Raw genomic sequence first — 18,082 nt, forward strand, 5'->3', positions numbered from 1 at the left:
GCCGAGGTTTCGCTATCCGAGGTCGCTCCGAGCGAACCGCCGGAAACCGAGATACACCGCGAGTGCGGCGAACGACGCGGAGACGGCGACGCTGTAGAGGAACACCGGCGCGGTCACTTCCGCGTGGGTTTCGTACGCGGTCAGCGCGAAGAGACCGTCGAGAACCGTCTCGAACGCGACGAACGGGCTGAGGCGGTCGAGGTAGCGGAACCACAGCGGACCGAGGCTGGTGGTGATCGCGGTGTCCGGGGTGCGGAACTCGCCGGTGAAGACGAGCGCGGCCGTCGGCCGGACGAGTACGCCCCACAGGCCGTAGGCGGGGGTGAACGCCAGAAACGTCCCGAACGCGGCCGCGAGCGCCCGATACCGCGACGAGACGGCCGCGGAGACGCCGACGACGACGCTCGTCCAGGCGACGGCGTACAGCAGCGTCCATCCCGCCCACGCGAGGAAGACTCCGGGGTAGAACTCGCCGAAGCGCGTCGCGACGAGGGCCTCCGCGAAGCAGACGAGGGGGAGGAGCGTGCAGACGGCGAGCGTCGTCCGCGAGAGGAGTTTCCCGAGGACGAGGTCCCGACGGGTCGCCGACAGTCCGAGGACCAGTCGGGCGGTCCCGTCCTCTCGGTCGCCCGCGACGGTCCGATACCCGACCGCGATGCCGAGGGCCGTCACCGGAAGGAAGAACGTCCGCGGAACGTCCGCGAGTTCCCCGGCGACGGTCGACACGCTGTTCGGGTCGAGGCCCTGCCAGAGGCGCGGTCCGGTGAACAGAACGACCGCCGCGATGCCGCCCATCGCGACCCAGTTCTGGAGCGTGTGCCGGGCGTCAGCGCGGGCGACCGTGCGAACGCGCGCGAGCGTCGTCCGCGGCCCGGGGCCGTCCCGACTGCGTGTAGCGGGTCCGACGCCGGAGAGCAACCGCCAGAGCCGACTCCCCACCCCGAGTCCGGAACCGTCGTCGTCGAGGTCCGCACGCTCGAAGCGACGCGCTCCGACCGCCAGCGGGACCGCGCCGAACAGGACGAACGCGGCGGCCCCCAGCAGGTTCGGGAGGAGGCCGCCGGTGGGAGTCCCCGGACCCACGGACTCGACCGACCAGCGCATCGCCTCCCAGAAGCTTATCAGCGGGTTGAGGCGCTCGGTGACGCGGAGCCACGTCGGGGCCGACGCCAGCGTCTCGTACGACGGCGCGTCGAGCGACCCGGTGAACACGAGCGAGAACACCGGCCGGACGACGACGTTCCAGATGCCCACGTCCAGACTGAACAGGGCGTACGTCCCGGCTAACGCGCCGAGCGTCCGGTACTCCGAGGCGAACGCCGCCGAGTAGCCGACGGCGACGGCGGTCCAGACCGCGCCGTAGAGGAGCATCCACCCGGCCATCACCCAGAACGACGCCAGATGCGGTCGGCCGTACCCCCGGGCGACGAGAGCGCTCGCGACGGCGAGGACCACCGTCAGCGCACCGACGACGACGGCAGCGCGCGCGAGGAGTTTCCCCAAGACGAACCCCCGTCGCGTTCCGCCGAGGCCGAGCGCGAACTGGAGGGTTCCGGTCGCTCGGTCCCCGACGACCGAGTTGTAGCCGACGGCGGCGACGACCACGAGCGCGAAGGTCATCAGTTCCATCGGGAGCATCAGCAGGTACTCGCCGATTGGATGTATCTCCGGCCGCGCGGACCCCGGAATCGACAGGAGGAACATCATTCCGAGGAGGATGACGGCGCCCCAGACGAGTCGGCTCCGGGCCGCGCGACGTGCGTCCTCCCGGGCGATGGTCCAGACCCGACTCATGCGTTCGTCCCGTCGGTTACCGCCCGGAAGACCTGCTCCAACGACGGTGTTTCGTTGTCGATGTCCACGACGGTCGCGCCCGCGTCGTCCACTCGGGAGACCACGTCGGCCTTCACCGACGGGTCCGTGCAGACGACCCGAAGGGTCCCGTCGCGCGCCGTCGCGTCGTCGACGCCGTCGAGCGCCGCGAGTTCGCGCTCGACGCCGTCGGGCGCTGACTCGACGGCGAGAGTGAACTCGGCGGGCGTCTCGGTGTCGGCCCGGAGCGACTCGACCGCGCCGACGGCCGCGAGTTCGCCGCGGTGCATGATGCCCACCCGGTCGCAGACCGTCTCCACTTGGTCCATGATGTGACTTGAGAAGAACACCGCGGCACCGCGGTCGCGCTCCTCCCGGACGATTTCGCGGACGAGACTCACGCCGGACGGGTCGAGTCCGCCGAGGGGTTCGTCGAGGACGAGCAGGTCGGGGTCGCCGACGAGCGCGATTGCGAGACCGAGGCGCTTTCGCATGCCCTTCGAGAACCCGCCGACCGGCCGGTCGGCGGCGTCGGCGATACCGACGCGTTCGAGGAGGTCGCCGGGGTCGTCGGTCGCGCGCTTCATCTCGGTCGCGAACCGGAGGTGGTCGCGGGCGGTGTCCCGGTCGTAGAACCCGGCGGCCTCCGGCAAGACGCCGATGCGTTGGCGGACCGCTCGGGGGTCCTCCTCGGGGTCGTAGCCGAGGACGGACACGTCGCCCGAGGTGCGCCGGACGAAGTCCAGCAACACGTTGATGGTCGTGGACTTGCCCGCGCCGTTCGGGCCGAGGAAGCCGAACACTTCGCCGCGTTCGACGCGGAGGTCGAGGTCGCGAACGGCGTGGAGGGAACCGAACCGCTTTGTCAGCGAGCGCGTTTCGATGGCGGCCATACGCCCGAGGTAGGAACAACCGTAAGTTAAAAACGTTGAAACGTTGGCGAACTGCGAGATTCGTCCGGCCGCAAACCGGTGGAAGGCCGCTCCCGGGCGTGACTCATCGGAATCTCAGTGAACCCACCGGCGAAGCGGGACGCCTGAGCAGGACGTGGTGGACGCGGTAGCCGACGACCTGCCCGCCGCCGAGGAGCGCGACGCGGAGACAACTACACCCACTTTAGACAACGATATACATTTCTCTGCGCTACGTCGGCGCCGCGTCGGCGGTTCCCTCCCGAATCGGCCGCGTGACGACCCAGAGGAGGCCGCCGGCGAGCGACGCGGCCACGCCGGTCACCGAGAGGAACGTCACCGGACCGACGGCGGCCGCGACCCGGCCGCCGAGGACGTTCGCGGTCCCAGACGCGAGCGTGAGCGCCATCGAGACGCCCGACAGCACCGTCGCGCGCCCCACGTCCTCCAGTCGGTCGTTGATGTACTCGTTCCGGACGGGACGGGTGATTCGCTGGAGGCCGCGCCTGACGAACAGCGCGGGGACCAGCAGCACCGGAACGACGGTAAAGCTGGCGTACGCGACTCCGACGACGGGAACGAGCAGCACCAGCACGCCCCGCGTCCCGAGTCGGTCTTGGGCCGGCCCGGCCGCGCTCGCGGCGACCGCCGAGACCAGTTTGAACCCGGCGTAGAGGACGCCCAGTCCGGCGACGGGGACGCCGACGGCGCGCATCGCGGGCTGTTCGAACACCCGCGTCACCGAGAAGACGAGGTTGAACAGCGCGGCGTAGAGGACTATCCAGCGCAGCGACGCCCGCGAGAGTTGCGTCCGGAGCACGCGACCCGCCTCGCGGACGCTCATCCGGTCGTCCTCGCCGTCGCCCCGCGTCGTCGGGAGCGTGGCCAACAGCGGGAGGCCGAGCGCCGCCAGTCCCGCGTTCGCGAGGAACGGAACGGACGGGTCGACGGTGTACAGCAGACTGGCGGCGAGCGCCGTAATCCCGGAGACGAGTCGCAGGGCCGAGTCGGCGCGACCGCTGATTCGGGCGTACTCGTCCTCGGCGTCTCGTTCGGCGAGCAGTTCGTACAGCCACGCGTCCACGGTTCCGGTCCGGAACGTCCACCCGACCGCCCAGACGACGTAGACGACGGCGAAGTCGGCGGTTGAGTCGGCGACGCTGAACCCGAGCATCACCGCGGTGACGATTGCGCTTCCGACCGCGAGCGCGTTCCGGCGGCCGAGTCGGTCGCCGAGGTAGCCGGTCGGTAGCTCCGAGGCGACCATCGAGAACAGGAACGCCCCCTGCACGAAGCCGATGTCGGCGAGGCCCAGCCCCCGGGCCTCCATGTAAATCACGGAGACCGGGATGTAGAACCCGGGGGAGAGCGTCGCGCGGTAGAGGTAGTAGCGACGCACCAGCGAGACCATACGCTCGCTACTCGGAGCGACGGAAAAAGCCTTCCCGGAAACGAATTCCTGTAAGCGCCGCTACTGGAACTCGTTCGATGGGCCTCGCACCGGTTCGGCGTCGGCCCGCACCGCCTCCATCAGTTCGAGGACCCAGTGGCTGTGAGCCAGCGGGACCGGCGGTTGCTCGCCGCGCTCCAGCGCCGCCGCGGCCCCGTCGAACAGGTAGTAGTGGCCGTCCGCGCTCTCGTCGCGGTGGTAGTCGAGTTCCTCCTCCGCGCGGTCGAGCGCGTACTCTCGGAGCCGTAGACCCGAATCCGGTCGTTCGGGGCCTACCCGCCGAGGGCCGTCACCGAGCAGAGCGCCACGACCTGCCCGCCGAGGCGCGCGCCCAGTTCCTCGCCGACGCCGGGACGACCTACTGCGAGGCCGGGCGACTGGCCGCGGGTCGGCCCTACCTCCGGCGGGCGCTCGAACTGGATTTCCGACCGAACGCGGCCGCGGCGTTGCTGTTCTCGCTGTCAGGGTCGCCGCGGGTGTTCGATGCCGGGATGGACGCGGTGTACGGCGTCGAGCAACGACTCGCGCGGTGAGGGTGAGTAAAATCGAGTGACGAGATAGACGGTCCGTTAGACGAGAGACGTAGAGAGGTCCACGTCGAGACCTAACCGATTGCCGAGGTCCCACATCGTCGCCAGATTGCTGGAGACCACCGGAACGCCGAGACGTTCCTCGCAGGCGGCCAGCGCCGAGAGGGAGCGGTAGTTCGTGCAGGAAACGAAGACCCCGTCTACGTCGGGGTCGTCGCCGAGCGACGACCGGACCTGCCGTTCGGCGTCGGAGGGAGTGAGTCCGCCGATTTCGGTGTTCTCGACGAGTCCCCGCCCGTCGATAGACGCGACGTCGAACCCCGACTCGGTGAGATACTCCCGCTCCAGTTCGTCGAGTTCGGACGCGTAGGGCGTGACGACGGCCAACGTCTCCACGTCGAGTTCGTCCAACGCTCTGGTCACCGATAGCGCCGTCGCAACCGCGGGCGCTCCCGTCAGCTCCGACAAGCGCGACTCCAGTTCGGTGTCGAAGCCGGTCCCGTGGAGGAGACTGCCCGTGGTGCAGGCGTACGCCACACCGTCGACGTCCGCGTGGGAGAGTAGTTCGGCCGCTCTCTCGGCCCCGTCCGCCATCTCGTCGAGTCGGTCGGCAGTGACGTCTTCGAGGGGCATCCGAGCGGCGTGAACCGTGCTGTCGTCGGGAGCCATCGCCCGGAATTCGGGCTCTGCGGTCGTGTTCGAAGACGGGACCACGAGTCCGAGTCGCGCCATCAGTCCGTCACCTTCTCGTCCCGCCGGTCGCGCTCTCTGGCCTCCGGGTCGCGTTCGTCCGGGTCGCCGTGCCCGCCGCCGCCGGGCGTGAGTATCGTCACGGTGGTTCCGGCGTCCACGTCGACCGATGCCTTCGACGGGACCTGCTCGCCGTCTACGAGATTCTCTCCGGTCGCTCCGTCGTCGCCACCGTCGACGCCGGCGGGTGCGGTCCGTCTCCGCTCGGTGAGCAGGGAGACGGTCGCGTCCGTCTCGACGGTCACCGACCGCTCGAGGCCCAACCCGCCGCGATACCGGCCGTCTCCGCCGCTCGATTCCCGGAGCGCGTATCTCTCCAGACGCAACGGGTACTCGGCCTCCATCGCTTCGATGGGCGTGTTGAGCGTGTTCGTCATCCCCACTTGGACCCCGTCCATGCCGTCCTTGTCGGGTCTCGCACCGAACCCGCCGCCGATGGTCTCGTAGTAGGTGAACTCGCCGGTTCGGTCGCCGATTATCAGGTTGTTCATCGTGCCCTGACCGCCGGCGGGCACCCGGTCCGGAATCGCCTGCGCGAGCGCTTCCAGCGTGACGTCCGTGACCCGTTGGCTGGTCTCGACGTTACCGCCGACGACGGCGGCGGGCGGGGACGGGTTGAGAACCGACCGTTCCGGGGCGGAGACGGTCACTCGCTCGTAGCACCCGTGATTCGGCGGAATCTCGGGGTCGGTCACCGCGCGGACGACGAAGTAGACCGCGCTCTTCGCCACGGACAGCGGAGCGTTGAGGTTTCCGGCGACTTGGTCGGCCGTCCCGGAGAAATCGACGTCGATGGAGGACCCGTCGACGGTGACCGTCGCCTCGATGGGGATGTCGTCGTTCGTCACCCCGTCGCCTTCGAGTACGTCGCGAGCGCGGTACTCACCGTCCGGGAGTTCCGACAGTTCGGCTTCCATGCGTTCCCGCGAGTAATCGACCACGGCGTCGAAGGCTTCCAACAGCAGCGACCCGTGTTCGTCGAGGAGTTCGCCGATTCGTTCCTCCGCACGGTCGTTCGCGGCCCGTTGGGCCCGGAGGTCCGCCCGTCGCTCGTCGGGCGTTCTGACGTTGGCCAGAATCATCTCGTGGACCTCGTCGTTCGGTTCCCCGCCGTCGACGAGGCGGACGGCCGGGAGTCGTAGCCCCTCCTCGTAGATTTCCTTGGCCCCCGGAGGCATACTTCCCGGGGAACTACCGCCGACGTCCGCGTGGTGTGCCCGCGAAACGGCGAACCCGATGACCTCGTCCCGGGGCGCGATAGTCGAGACGAGCGTTATGTCGGGCAGGTGGGTGCCGCCCTCGAACGGGTCGTTGACGATGAAGACGTCTCCGGGTTTCGGGTCCTTGTCCATCACCACGTCGACCGCGTCGGGCATCGCCCCCAGATGGACGGGGATGTGCTCGGCCTGCGCTATCATCTTCCCCTCGGCGTCGAAGAGCGCGGTCGAGCAGTCCTGACGCTCCTTGATGTTCGGCGAGTACGAACCGGTGATGAGGACGTGCCCCATCTCCTCCGCGATGCTCTCTAGCTGATTCCTGAGGATTTCGAGCGTGACTGGGTCGATATCGTCGGTTGTGCTACTCATGTCGGTCTTACCCCCTGTGTCGGATTCCATCGTAGCGAGTGTTCGTCGTCATTCTTCGCCCACTTCGGACACCAACGCGCCGTCTTCGCGGACCCGCACGTCCCACGCGGGCGGAATGACGACGGTGCTTTCGTCCTGTTCGATTACGGCCGGCCCCTCGACGCTCCGCCCCGGGGCCAACTTCTCGCGGTGAAGGACGGGCGTCTCGTACACGCCGTCCTCGAAGGTCGCCTCCCGGGTCCCCTTCAGCGGGTCACCGCCGGATTGATACCGGATATCCGGGTCGTCGCGCGCGATAGTCGCCGAAACGCGACAGTTGACCAAGTGGACCGGTTCGTCCATTCGATACCCGTAGGCGACTTCGTGGGCCTCCGCGAATCGCCTCTCGGCGTCGGCGGGGTCGAACGACTCGCCCACGTCGACGGTGAGTTCGAAACTTTGACCGGCATAGCTGAGGTCGGCGGAGTACTCTATCGCGGCGCGCTCTCCGTCGCTGACCTCCGTGAGAACTCGGTCCTCCAGTTCGGAATAAACTTCGTCCACGGCGTCGGGGTCGACGGAGTCGAGCGACCGCTGGAAGGTTCGGACCGCGTCCTGCTTTTCGTCGGCGGCGAGCAGGCCGTACGCCGACAGGACTCCCGACGCCCGCGGGATAACCACGCGGTCCATGTCGAGGTTATCAGCGATGGAGACGGCGTGCATCGGTCCGGCGCCGCCGAACGCGACCAGTCCGAACTTGCGCGGGTCGAACCCGCGCTCCACGGTCACGGACCGAATCGCTCGCGTCATGTTCGCGTTGGCGACTCGGTAGACGCCCCGTGCGGCCTCGACCGGGCCGTCCATGCCGGCCTCCTCGGCGAGGTCGGCCAAGGCGTCGTGGGCCGCCTGCTCGTCGAGCGACAACTCTCCGCCGAGACTCGTGCTGGACCCGATGTATCCGAGCACGAGATTGGCGTCCGTAACCGTCGGTTCGGTGCCGCCGCGCCCGTAACAGGCGGGCCCCGGTTCGGCCCCCGCCGACCGAGGGCCGATTCGGAGGGCACCGCCGGAGTCGACCCACGCTATCGACCCGCCGCCTGCGCCGACCGTCTCGATGTCGACCAGCGGCGTCTTGATGGGTCGGTCGCTGATGGACCCGTCCGTCGTTCGCTCGACTTCGCCGTCCCGAACGAGACTGACGTCGCTCGACGTACCGCCCATGTCGAACGTGACGAGTCCCGAGTTCGGTTCGTCGCCACTGTCGCCGGCCATCGCGTTCGCGCCCACGACGCCCGCGGCAGGCCCCGAAAGTACGGTCAGGACGGCGTTCTGGCGAACCGCTTTCGCGTCGGTGATTCCCCCGTTGGCCTGCATGATTCGAGGTTGGGGAACGCCCGCCTCGGACGCTCGCTCGGAGAGGTGGCCGATGTACCGGTCGATTGCCGGTCGGACGTACGCGTCGACGACGGTCGTCGAGGTTCGCTCGTACTCGCGGAACTCGCCCAAGACCTCGTGCGATGCCGAGACGGGAACGTCGAGTTCCTCCCGGAGTATCCGGACGACGCGCCGTTCGTTCTCCGGGTGTGCGTACGCGTGGAGGAGCGACACGGCGACCGCTTCGGCGCCGTCCTCGCGTATCTCCTCGGCCACCCGTCGGACGTCCGCCTCGTCTACGGGCCGTTCGATGCCCTCAGTGGTCGTCCGCTCGGCCACTTCGTACCGGCGACGCCGGGGGACGAGCGGCGTCGGTTTCTCCGCTTCGAGGTCGTACAACGCCGGCCTGTCTTGGCGACCTATCTCGAGAACGTCCCGGAATCCCTCGGTGGTGACGAGAGCGGTTTTCGCGCCCGACTCTTCGAGCAGCGCGTTGACCGAGACGGTCATCGCGTGCGAGAACTCGTCGAGTTCGTCGGGAGCGATGCCGGCGTCGCTACAGGCCTTCTCGATGCCGGCCATCACGCCTTCGCTCTGGTCCTCGGTACTCGGAACCTTGGCCGTGACGAGTTCACCGTCGACCAACAGCGTCACGTCGGTGAACGTACCGCCCACGTCGACCCCGACCACCCGGTCGGCCATCTACAGTACCCCCGCCACGCTGAGCAGCGTTCGGATGCCGAGCCAGACCACGATGATAGTGACGACGGCCCCGAGGGTGTTCGTGACGGGACCGTTCGTGTACTGCCCGAGCAGGTCGTCTTGGTTCATCGCGTAGATGAGGAAGATGGCGACGATGGGGAGCAGAATCCCGTTCACGACCTGCGCGAAGACGATGATCTCGACCGGACTGCCGCCGAGCAGGACCGACAACACGCCGACCGCGAGGATGACGCCCCAGACCGCTCGGAACTTGGTGCTCTGCATGTCCGAGTCCCAACCGAGGGCGCCCGTCGTCGCCCACGCCCCTGCCAGCGGCGCGGTGGTCGCGCTAGTGAACCCCGCGGCGAACAGGCCGATGCTGAAGAACAGTTTGGCGTACGGGCCGGCGAGCGGCTTGAGTTGCTCGGCCATTCGCCCGACGTTGCTTATCTGAGTACCGGTCTCGAAGGCGGCGGCCGCGGTGACCATTATCGTAATCGTGATGAAACCGCCGAGCGCGATGGACAGGACGGTGTCCGTGCGGGATTGGGGCAGGTCACCGGGGCCGGACCAGCGTTCCTGAACGTTGCTCGCGTGGAGGAACAGATTGTAGCCCACGATGGTCGTGCCGACCAAACCGGTGATGAGATAGAGCGACCCGGACGGGATTCCGGGGACGAACCCCGCGAAGATGGCTCCCACGTCCGGCCCTATCAGGATGGCCGAGGTCACGAACGAGAGGGCCATGATGACCACGAGTCCCACCAACGCCCGCTCGATAACTTTGTACCGACCGGTGTACAGCAACACGCCGGCGACGAGTCCCATGAGGACGCCCCAGACGGTGGAACTCACGCCCGTGATGGTCGCCAGTCCCGCGGCGCCACCCAGAATGTTTCCGGCCTCGTAGGCCGCCGTTCCGATGCCGATTGCGCCCACGACGAGGAAGATGCTCAAGTACTCGACGACGGGATTGTCGAACCGTTCCCGAAGGGCCTCGCCCAGTCCTTCGCCCGAGATGAGGCCCAAACGCGCGCTCATCTCTTGGAGAACGATGGTGGCGATGACCGAGAACGCAATCGTCCAGAGGAGTGCGTATCCGAATCGTGCGCCCGTTACACTAGCCGTCGTAACCGTGCCAGGACCGATGAACGCCGCTGCAACCATTGCACCGGGGCCGATGGCCTTGAGTCGTTGGACAACCTTCATAGTCGTTTACGTTGATATCCATTGTCACGGTAACGGCAATCAAACAAAAGGGTTGTTGTGAATCCTGTGCATCTTCTGCATCACGTGTGTGAAAATGTAGTGAATAGTGATTCACTCGTCACGTTCTGTCAGCAACACCTTGGAGACGCTCTCCTCGATGTCGATTTCGAAGGGCAAGCCCTCGACGCTCCCCTGTATGAACCGCATCATGAACCAACGGAGCGATTCGGACGGGAACACCACGTGGTAGCTGTCGCCCTCCGTTTTCCGGACCGTCAGGAACCCGCAGAGCGATAGCCAATCGAGGACCTCGCCCAGCGAATCGAACCGCTCGGCGTACTCCTGAGAGTGGTAGTGAGCGACTCTATCGACCGTTTGGAGAAACTCGGAGTCACCCGTTTCGCCGTCGTACACTTGGTTCAGGAACGCGTGGAGCAAGTCGACGTCCAGCAAGACGTGTTCGCCCGTCGTCAGCATCTGGTAGTAGGTCTGCAAATCGTCGCTGTCGCTCGTCTTCGCGGACTCGTAGTTAGCCGCGTAGAACGACACCGCCCTGCGGATTATCTCGCTTCGGCTCTCGTCGGTCTGCTCGGTCAGCTGTTCGAGCGCGGCTTTCGCGTCGTCGTCGAGCGACACTGTCACGCGGTCCCCTGGCATAGTTCGTCTTACGAAAGGAGTCACCTATAAGTAGCGTTCTTATCGTGAGACCGATTCCCCTACGAAGTGAGAGGTTTTAGCTACGGGTGTAGCACAGACTCCAATCGTTCGACAGAATGCCTCGATACGACTGAGCCGGTTTCGCGGAACGCGAATAGGAAATCACCACTTTCGAAGAACGCGACGGGCGGAAGCCGACCGGACGCGTCCGACGCTCGGAGTCGCTCGGGCCGCGGTGACGCTCAGATTTCGCCCATCTCGTCCTGCTTGCGCATCAGGTAGAGGAAGTACGGACCGCCGATGAGGCCGGTGACGATTCCGACCGGAATCTGGACGGGACTCAGTGCGAGTCGCGCGCCCACGTCGGCGGCCACCATCAGCGCCGGTCCGGCGAAGATACAGCCGACGACGAGTTTCCGGTAGTCGCTGCCGACGAGGTTCCGGACCATGTGCGGGACGATGAGGCCGACGAAGCCCACGATTCCGGCGACGGCGATGCTCGCCGCGGCGGCGAGGACCGCCACGCCCGAGATGGCGAACCGGACCTTCTCGACGTTCATGCCGAGCGAACTTGCCGTGTTCTCGCCCAACAGGAGGACGTTCAACTGGCGCGAACTGACGAGCGCCAGCAGCATCGCCACGACGGTCCACGGCAGGGCCATGCGGACCTGCTCCCAGTCGGTGCCCGTCAGCGACCCCGTGGTCCACGCGATGGCGCTCTGGACGACGCCGATGTCGTCGGCGAAGAAGAACAGCCCCGTCTGGAGGCTCCCGAACACCGTCCCGACGATGACGCCCGCGAGGACGAGTCGGACGGGCGAGGTGCCGTTCTTCCACGCGATGGCGTAGACGACGAGGAACGCGAGCGCGCCGCCGAACGAGGCGACCAGCGGCAGGAGCGCCGACAGACTGGAGAAGACGACCAGCGTGAGCAGAATCGCCAGCCCCGCGCCCGACGAGACGCCGAGGATGAACGGACTCGCGAGTTCGTTGCGCGTGACCGCCTGAAAGATGGCCCCCGAGACGGCGAGGTTCATCCCCACGAGCGCACCGACGAGTACTCGCGGGAGGCGGATGTTCCAGACGATGAGGCTCCGCTTGTTCATCTCGGGCATCTCCGCACTGACGATGAGCGAGTCCCACGCGAGCGGGTTCAACAGCGCGTCCGCGTTCAACTTGCCGCCGAGCAGGAACATCTCCCACGCCCGCGGGTTGAGGAGTACCTCGGGGTTGAAGACGGCCCGCCACGCCTCGGCGATGGTCATCGAGAACGCGCCGAAACTCACCTGGACGAGTCCGCCGACGACGACGACGAACAGGCTCCCGACGCAGAGGGTGATCAGTGACCCGTCGAGCCACTGTTCGTGACTCGCCTCTGTGGCCGGTTCGTCCGTGGTTTCGCTCGCCATGGTCACGAACTCACCTCCGCACCTTCCGACTCGATTTCGCGCGCCCGCTCGACGACTAACTCGTCGTCGACGTGGTCGAGCAGGCGGCGCTGGCCGCGCTCGGTCCGCTCCGCTATCTCGTCGTCCGAGAGGTACGCCGACAGTCGCCGGTCGATGTCGCGCTCTCGAAGGTCCGTCCACAGAGCGTCGTCGATATCTGCGTCGTCCGGCCGCCGGCCGTCGTACCACTCGCGCCATCGGTCGCGGTCGGCCCACTCCTCGTCGCGGGCCGCCTCCCGGCGCACCCAGTCGTAGTGCTTCGCGACCGACTCCGGGTAGCCGTCATCGCGGCGAGCGTCCCCGACGACTGCGAGTCCGACGCGCGCGCCGCGACCCGCGGCGACGACGGCCTGTCGGTCCGCCTCGTCGGACGGCGACGCGACGTAGAGACCGTCCACCGGCGTCGTTCCGTCCGACTCCGGATAGGACCGGTCGAACTGCTCGCGCTCCTCGCCGTCGTGTTCGCGCGTCTCGAACATCGTCCCGTCGTCGAGCGGGCGGAGGTACTCGGCGTCGTACCGCGTGGCCGCGACGACTCGCCGGGCCGAAACGCGTCGGCCGTCCTGCGTCTCGACGACGAACCCGTCGCCGTCGTCGGCCCGAGTTACCGACTCGACGAGGTCGGCGACCAGTTCGCCGCCGGCCTCCGCGACGTGGTCGTGCATCAGCGCGTACAGCGTCTCGACGTCGACACCGGCGGGGAATCCGAGGTAGTTCTCCACGTAGGCGCACCGCCGAATCGAGGAGCGCCCGCGGTCGAACACCACCGCGTTGAGGCCGTATCGAGCGGCGAAGACGGCCGCCGAACAGCCGGACGGTCCGCCCCCGACGACCACCACGTCGTAGTCGCCGCCGTCTCGGTCGTCGTGACCGGCGTCTACACCGCCGTCTGGCATCTTCAGATGTCTCCGTTCACGATGTCGGCGACCCGCTTGGGGTCGAACAGTTTCTCCTCGGCACCGTACAGCGTTCGGGCCATGCGGTCGGTGACGACGAGGTTCGTGATGGGTCCCTGATAGAGCGGTCCGGCGCGGTAGACGTCGCCGTTCTTGACCGCGGTGAGTTCGCTCGCCACGGAGTGGTTCTTCATGAACTTCACGACCGTGTTCTGGAACTTCTTCTTCGACTTGGCTTCCTGTCCGCGAACCAGCAGCACCTCGGGGTCGACCTCCAGCAGCGTCTCGTAGTCGATAGCGCCCCGACTGCTGTGGAAGTTCTTCACGTCGGACGCGGCGAGGGCGTCTTTCACCTTCAGGTCCCGGAGGTGCTTGAAACTCGTCCCCTCGTCGACGACGTACGGGTAGAACTTCTCGGGTTGGTTGCCGCCGCCCCAGACGACCGCGACCTCGGGGCGCTTCTTCCGGGCGGGGACGACCGGTGCGAGGCTGGATTGGAACTCCTCGTGGAGCTTCTCGAACGCCTCGAACCGCTTCTGACGCTGGAACACTTTCGAGAGCTTCTCGAAGGCCTGATACAGGGTGTAGTACCGGTAGTTCTCGTGCCACGCGTACCCCCGCGAGAAGATGCTGTTCCCGAAGAAGGGCGCCACCTGCGTGCTGATTTCGTCGATGTCCGACTGCTTCCACTTCCCGCGGTTCATCAGGAAGTTGGGGTCCGCGACGTGGACGTCCACGTCGAGTTCGTAGAACTGCTCTTTGCCGACCCCGCTGTCGCCCCACAGCTTCTGAATCGAGCTCTTGTCCACGCTCACGCCCGGAATCTCGTCGTAATACTGGGTGTGATACCTGCTCGGAAGCCAGACGCCCTTCGGCGCGTCGAGACCGAGCGCGATGCCCATGTCGGCCCAACTGCCGTTGTTCGCTATCCACGTCTCGGGCACGCTGTCGAACGTGACCTCGCCGACCGGTACCATCGAGACCGAGTAGGATTTGCCCCCGGACGACGACTCGTCTCCGGTCGTGGAGGTCTGGGTCGTCTCCTCGGTCGTCGTCTCAGTGGTCGTGGACGTCGTCTCGGCGTTCGACTCGGCGTCCCCGCCACCGGTACAACCGGCGAGCAGTCCGCCGCCGATGACCGCCCCGCCGTACTTCAGGTACTGCCGCCGCGTCGGTGCGTCACGACCGCGAGAATCTTCCGTCATACGAATTAGGCTCGCCTAAACAACAAAAGAGGTTTCGGTTTTTAGGCGAACCTAATTGATACTGAGTGTCAGTTTCGAGACGAGCGCTTCGCTCCACTCCCCGCGGGAATACCAGCCCTTATCCGTCGGTGGCGTCTCTCTTCTATGTGTCTTTCTCCGTCACTTCGCTGGTAGCCCAAAATCCGGTTTCGACGCCGGTGACGACCGACATGCTCGTCGTTTTCGCGCTCATTCTCCTCGCGCTCGTTCTGTTCGCGACAGAGTGGTTCCCCATCGACGTCACCGCCATCCTGGTGATGGTCCTGTTGATGGTCCTCCAACCGTGGACCCAGATATCCCCGCAGGAGGGCATCTCGGGGTTCGCGAACCCGGCCACGATTACCGTGCTGGCCATGCTCATCCTGAGCACGGGAATCAACCGAACCGGCATCGTCCAGCTGATCGGCCAGAAGATGGCCGCGTACGCCGGGACCGACCGACGTAAGCAACTCGCCGCGACTATCGGCGTCACCGGGCCGGTCTCGGGATTCATCAACAACACGCCGGTCGTCGCCATCCTGGTTCCCGTCATCACGGACCTCGCACACGAGGGCGAGACGTCACCGTCGAAGCTACTCATGCCGCTGTCGTTCGCCTCGATGCTCGGGGGGACGCTGACGCTCATCGGCACCTCAACGAACATCCTCGCCAGCGACATCGCGGCCCAACTCGGGGCCGAGACGCCGGGTCTCGACCTGTTCGCGTTCGGGATGTTCGAGTTCACCAAGCTCGGCGTCATCGTCTTCGCGGTCGGCGCCCTCTATCTCATGACGGTCGGCGTCTGGTTGATTCCCGAACGAATCCCGGCAGACGACGACCTCGTGGAGGAGTACGCCCTCCAGGAGTACCTCGCGGACGTCGTCGTTCCCGCGAACTCCTCGCTCATCGGGCAGACCGTCGAGGAAGCGCTCGGAGACGACGACCTCGACATCGACGTGTTACAGTTGATTCGGTACGGCGAGCGATTCGACGAACCGCTCGCCCGCAAGGAGATTCACGAGGGCGACACCCTCCGACTCAGGACGAACCGGGAGACGCTCGAACACATCATGAACGCGGAAGGTCTCACGATGTCGGGCGGTCCCCGGACCGAAGACGCCCTCCACCCCGACGAGGAGGAACCCGTCCTCGTCGAAGTCGTCATCCCGTCGGGGTCGTTCCTCGTCGGCGAGACGCTGACGAGTTCGACCTTCCGACAGCGCTACGACGCGAACGTCCTCGCGTTCCGGACGAGAGGCGACGTGGTCCGCGACCGGTTCGAGGACATCGACATCCGGGTCGGGGACACGCTCCTCGTGCAGGCCCCGCCCGACAGCCTCACGCGACTCGTCCAGAACGAGGACTTCATCGTCGCCCACGAGTTCGACGAGACGACCTATCGGACGAGGAAGATTCCGTTCGCGGTCGCCATCATCGCCGGAGTCGTCGCGCTCCCCGCGCTGAACGTCCTCCCGATAGTCGTCTCGGCGCTTGCGGGGGTAGTGGCGATGATATTCACCGGCGTCCTCGAACCGAACGAACTCTACTCGTCGGTCGAGTGGAACGTGATATTCCTCCTCGCGGGCGTCATTCCGCTCGGCATCGCGCTTCAGCAGACCGGGGCCGCCGGACTCCTCGGCGAGTCCGTCGCCGCGACAGCGACGTTCCTTCCCCCAATCGGCGTCCTCTGGGTGTTCTACATAGCGACCGGCCTGTTGACGAGCGTCATCAGTAACAACGCGAGCGTCGTGCTGATGATTCCGGTGGCCGCCAATGCCGCGCAGGCAATCGGAGCGAACGCGTTCGCGTTCGTGTTGGCCGTGACGTTCGCCGCCTCGACGGCGTTCATGACGCCGGTGGGCTACCAGACCAACCTCTTCGTCTACGGGCCCGGCGGCTACAGGTTCTCGGACTTCCTCCGCGTCGGCGCGCCGCTCCAGTTCCTGCTGTCCATCGTCACCGTCCTCGGAATCGCGTTCTTCTGGGGCGTCAGCGCCTGATTCGTCCGGTCCGACTCGGCAGTCGGGAGAGTCGGGTCGAAGGCTTTCGATTTCGTCGGCGTGTTCGCCAACCGACCACAGGACTATCCGGCTAGAGCGCTTAAATATCGGAATGGCAGACAACAAGAGCGGTCGAGACCAGCAAGCGGACGACGCCGAGAGACGCCAGCGAGAGCGCGACTTGGCCTCGGAACTGGAGCGGCACGACGAGCCGAAACCGCCGGTGGAGACGACGGAACTCTCCGACCTCGAAGCGGAACTCGAATCGCTCGAGTTCCCGGCGACGGGGACCGAAGTCGTGGACGCGGTCGGCGACCGGGAGGTCCGAGCGCCCGACGCCACCTACGCCGTCGAGGAACTCGTGCCCGATACGGACGGGGAGACGTTCGACTCCCCCGGGGCCGTCCGAGTGCGGATAGAGCGACCGACGGTCGCCGCCGCCATGAAGCGGGTCGTGGAAGCCAGCGAGACGCTCCCGAACGTGAACTTCCGCTGGTCACAGCGCGAGGCCTACGAGAAGACGTTCAGGGAACTCCGAGAAATCGACGCCGACGACGACGATGAAGGGATTCAGGCCATCACCGACTGGATCGTCGAGCAGATTCGCACCAAAGAGAAACTCCCGGGTTCCCGGGGAGTGCGTCGGCAGGCGGCGAAGTTCTGCCGGTCGAACGGCTACCAGGTCCGGAACGACGAGTGGCTCGGTATTTAGACCGCCGACCGGGAGGTCACGCGACTCGGTCGTTCGGCGGACGACGCACGAGTCGGTGACTCCCCTCCGTCCTCGGTCACGCCGCTAGTTACGTGACTGGCCGGACCGTAGACGCCGACGTGACCGACTCGAACGACGACGACTTCGACCCGACGGCGCGCGAGGAGCGCGAAATCGGACGCGAGATGGTGGACCAGAGTACGGGCCTCGGTTCGGTGATGGCCCACGCCTACCGGGGCGAGATGGACGAGGCGACGACGTGGCGCCAGCGCCTCGACCAAGCGACCACGTGGGCGGTGACGGTCATCGCGGCGATTCTCACGTGGGCGTTCTCGAATCCGGGCAATCCCCATTACATTCTGCTCATCGGGATACTCATCGTCACCATCTTCCTCGGCATCGAGGCCCGACGCTACCGGAGTTACGACGTGTATCGCTCGCGGATTCGGATGCTCCAGCAGAACCTGTTGGCGAACGCCCTCGACCCTTCGAAGGGCGTCGAACACCCCGACTGGCGAGCGAAACTCAGCGAGGACTACCGGAGACCGACGCTGAAGGTCACGTTCGGCGAGGCGCTCGCGAATCGGCTTCGGCGCATCTACCTCGCGCTGCTCGGCGTGCTACTCGCGGCTTGGGCCTTCCGAATCACGGCGTTCGCGCCGCGTCAGGATTGGCTCGCGACCGCCGCAATCGAATCCGTCCCCGGCGTCGCCGTGGTCGGAGCGGTCGCTGCGTTCTCCGCGGCGATGGTCGCAATCGCGTTCTGGCCCCGGGAGCGACACGCGAAGGGAGAGTTCCGCGAGGGCGACCCGGGAGCGTGGAAGGAATCCCACGACGAGTAGC

Annotated in this window: 15 protein-coding genes; 4 read left to right on the plus strand and 11 right to left on the minus strand. The window is 66.5% G+C overall.

Annotated features, from left to right (window positions below):
• Positions 1–12: 12 nt before the first annotated feature.
• From M0R89_RS21480 to M0R89_RS21490, 3 genes are all read right to left on the minus strand, one after another.
• Positions 13–1,794: an ABC transporter permease subunit gene (locus M0R89_RS21480; protein WP_248652800.1), complete on the minus strand. Its 1,782-nt coding sequence runs from the start codon at positions 1,792–1,794 to the stop codon at positions 13–15.
• Positions 1,791–2,705, minus strand: a complete 915-nt coding sequence (locus tag M0R89_RS21485) for an ABC transporter ATP-binding protein (protein WP_248652801.1) — start codon at positions 2,703–2,705, stop codon at positions 1,791–1,793. Before M0R89_RS21485 ends, M0R89_RS21480 begins: the two co-directional genes overlap by 4 nt.
• Positions 2,706–2,955: 250 nt before the next feature.
• Positions 2,956–4,134 (minus strand): MFS transporter, encoded by a 1,179-nt coding sequence (locus tag M0R89_RS21490; RefSeq protein ID WP_248652802.1) that lies wholly within the window; start codon positions 4,132–4,134, stop codon positions 2,956–2,958.
• Positions 4,135–4,275: 141 nt separating this feature from the next.
• Between M0R89_RS21490 and M0R89_RS21495 the strand changes: the two genes are divergently transcribed.
• Positions 4,276–4,422: a hypothetical protein gene (locus M0R89_RS21495; protein ID WP_248652803.1), complete on the plus strand. Its 147-nt coding sequence runs from the start codon at positions 4,276–4,278 to the stop codon at positions 4,420–4,422.
• A gap of 320 nt (positions 4,423–4,742) precedes the next feature.
• Here the strand turns inward: M0R89_RS21495 and M0R89_RS21500 are convergent, their stop codons facing one another.
• The 8 genes from M0R89_RS21500 to M0R89_RS21535 all read right to left on the minus strand — a co-directional run bounded on the left by M0R89_RS21500 (position 4,743) and on the right by M0R89_RS21535 (position 14,509).
• Entirely contained in the window at positions 4,743–5,435 is a 693-nt protein-coding gene (locus tag M0R89_RS21500; RefSeq protein ID WP_248652804.1) for a maleate cis-trans isomerase family protein, read from the minus strand.
• Complete coding sequence (locus M0R89_RS21505; protein WP_248652805.1) at positions 5,435–7,039, minus strand: hydantoinase B/oxoprolinase family protein; 1,605 nt, start codon at positions 7,037–7,039, stop codon at positions 5,435–5,437. Before M0R89_RS21505 ends, M0R89_RS21500 begins: the two co-directional genes overlap by 1 nt.
• A gap of 48 nt (positions 7,040–7,087) precedes the next feature.
• Positions 7,088–9,094, minus strand: coding sequence for a hydantoinase/oxoprolinase family protein (locus M0R89_RS21510; RefSeq protein WP_248652806.1), 2,007 nt, complete (start codon positions 9,092–9,094; stop codon positions 7,088–7,090).
• Positions 9,095–10,303, minus strand: a complete 1,209-nt coding sequence (locus tag M0R89_RS21515) for an Nramp family divalent metal transporter (RefSeq protein WP_248652807.1) — start codon at positions 10,301–10,303, stop codon at positions 9,095–9,097.
• A 111-nt stretch (positions 10,304–10,414) separates the two neighbouring features.
• A complete protein-coding gene (locus M0R89_RS21520) occupies positions 10,415–10,960 on the minus strand; it encodes a ribbon-helix-helix protein, CopG family (protein ID WP_248652808.1) in 546 nt (181 codons plus the stop codon).
• Positions 10,961–11,202: 242 nt separating this feature from the next.
• Positions 11,203–12,369, minus strand: coding sequence for a FecCD family ABC transporter permease (locus M0R89_RS21525; protein WP_248652809.1), 1,167 nt, complete (start codon positions 12,367–12,369; stop codon positions 11,203–11,205).
• A gap of 2 nt (positions 12,370–12,371) precedes the next feature.
• A complete protein-coding gene (locus M0R89_RS21530; protein ID WP_248652810.1) occupies positions 12,372–13,304 on the minus strand; it encodes an FAD-dependent oxidoreductase in 933 nt (310 codons plus the stop codon).
• Between the two features lie 2 nt (positions 13,305–13,306).
• Positions 13,307–14,509, minus strand: coding sequence for an ABC transporter substrate-binding protein (locus M0R89_RS21535; RefSeq protein WP_248652811.1), 1,203 nt, complete (start codon positions 14,507–14,509; stop codon positions 13,307–13,309).
• Positions 14,510–14,718: 209 nt separating this feature from the next.
• Here M0R89_RS21535 and M0R89_RS21540 point away from each other — a divergent pair, with 209 nt between their 5' ends.
• The 3 genes from M0R89_RS21540 (at position 14,719) to M0R89_RS21550 (ending at position 18,081) form a co-directional block, all read left to right on the plus strand.
• The gene (locus tag M0R89_RS21540; protein ID WP_248652980.1) at positions 14,719–16,527 is read left to right on the plus strand and encodes an SLC13 family permease; all 1,809 of its coding nucleotides are present in this window, start codon (positions 14,719–14,721) and stop codon (positions 16,525–16,527) included.
• Between the two features lie 112 nt (positions 16,528–16,639).
• Positions 16,640–17,239, plus strand: coding sequence for a DUF5789 family protein (locus M0R89_RS21545; protein WP_248652812.1), 600 nt, complete (start codon positions 16,640–16,642; stop codon positions 17,237–17,239).
• Between the two features lie 119 nt (positions 17,240–17,358).
• Complete coding sequence (locus M0R89_RS21550) at positions 17,359–18,081, plus strand: DUF2270 domain-containing protein (protein ID WP_248652981.1); 723 nt, start codon at positions 17,359–17,361, stop codon at positions 18,079–18,081.
• Position 18,082 lies beyond the last annotated feature (1 nt).

The sequence above is a fragment of the Halorussus limi genome (assembly GCF_023238205.1).
Lineage (GTDB): Archaea > Halobacteriota > Halobacteria > Halobacteriales > Haladaptataceae > Halorussus > Halorussus limi.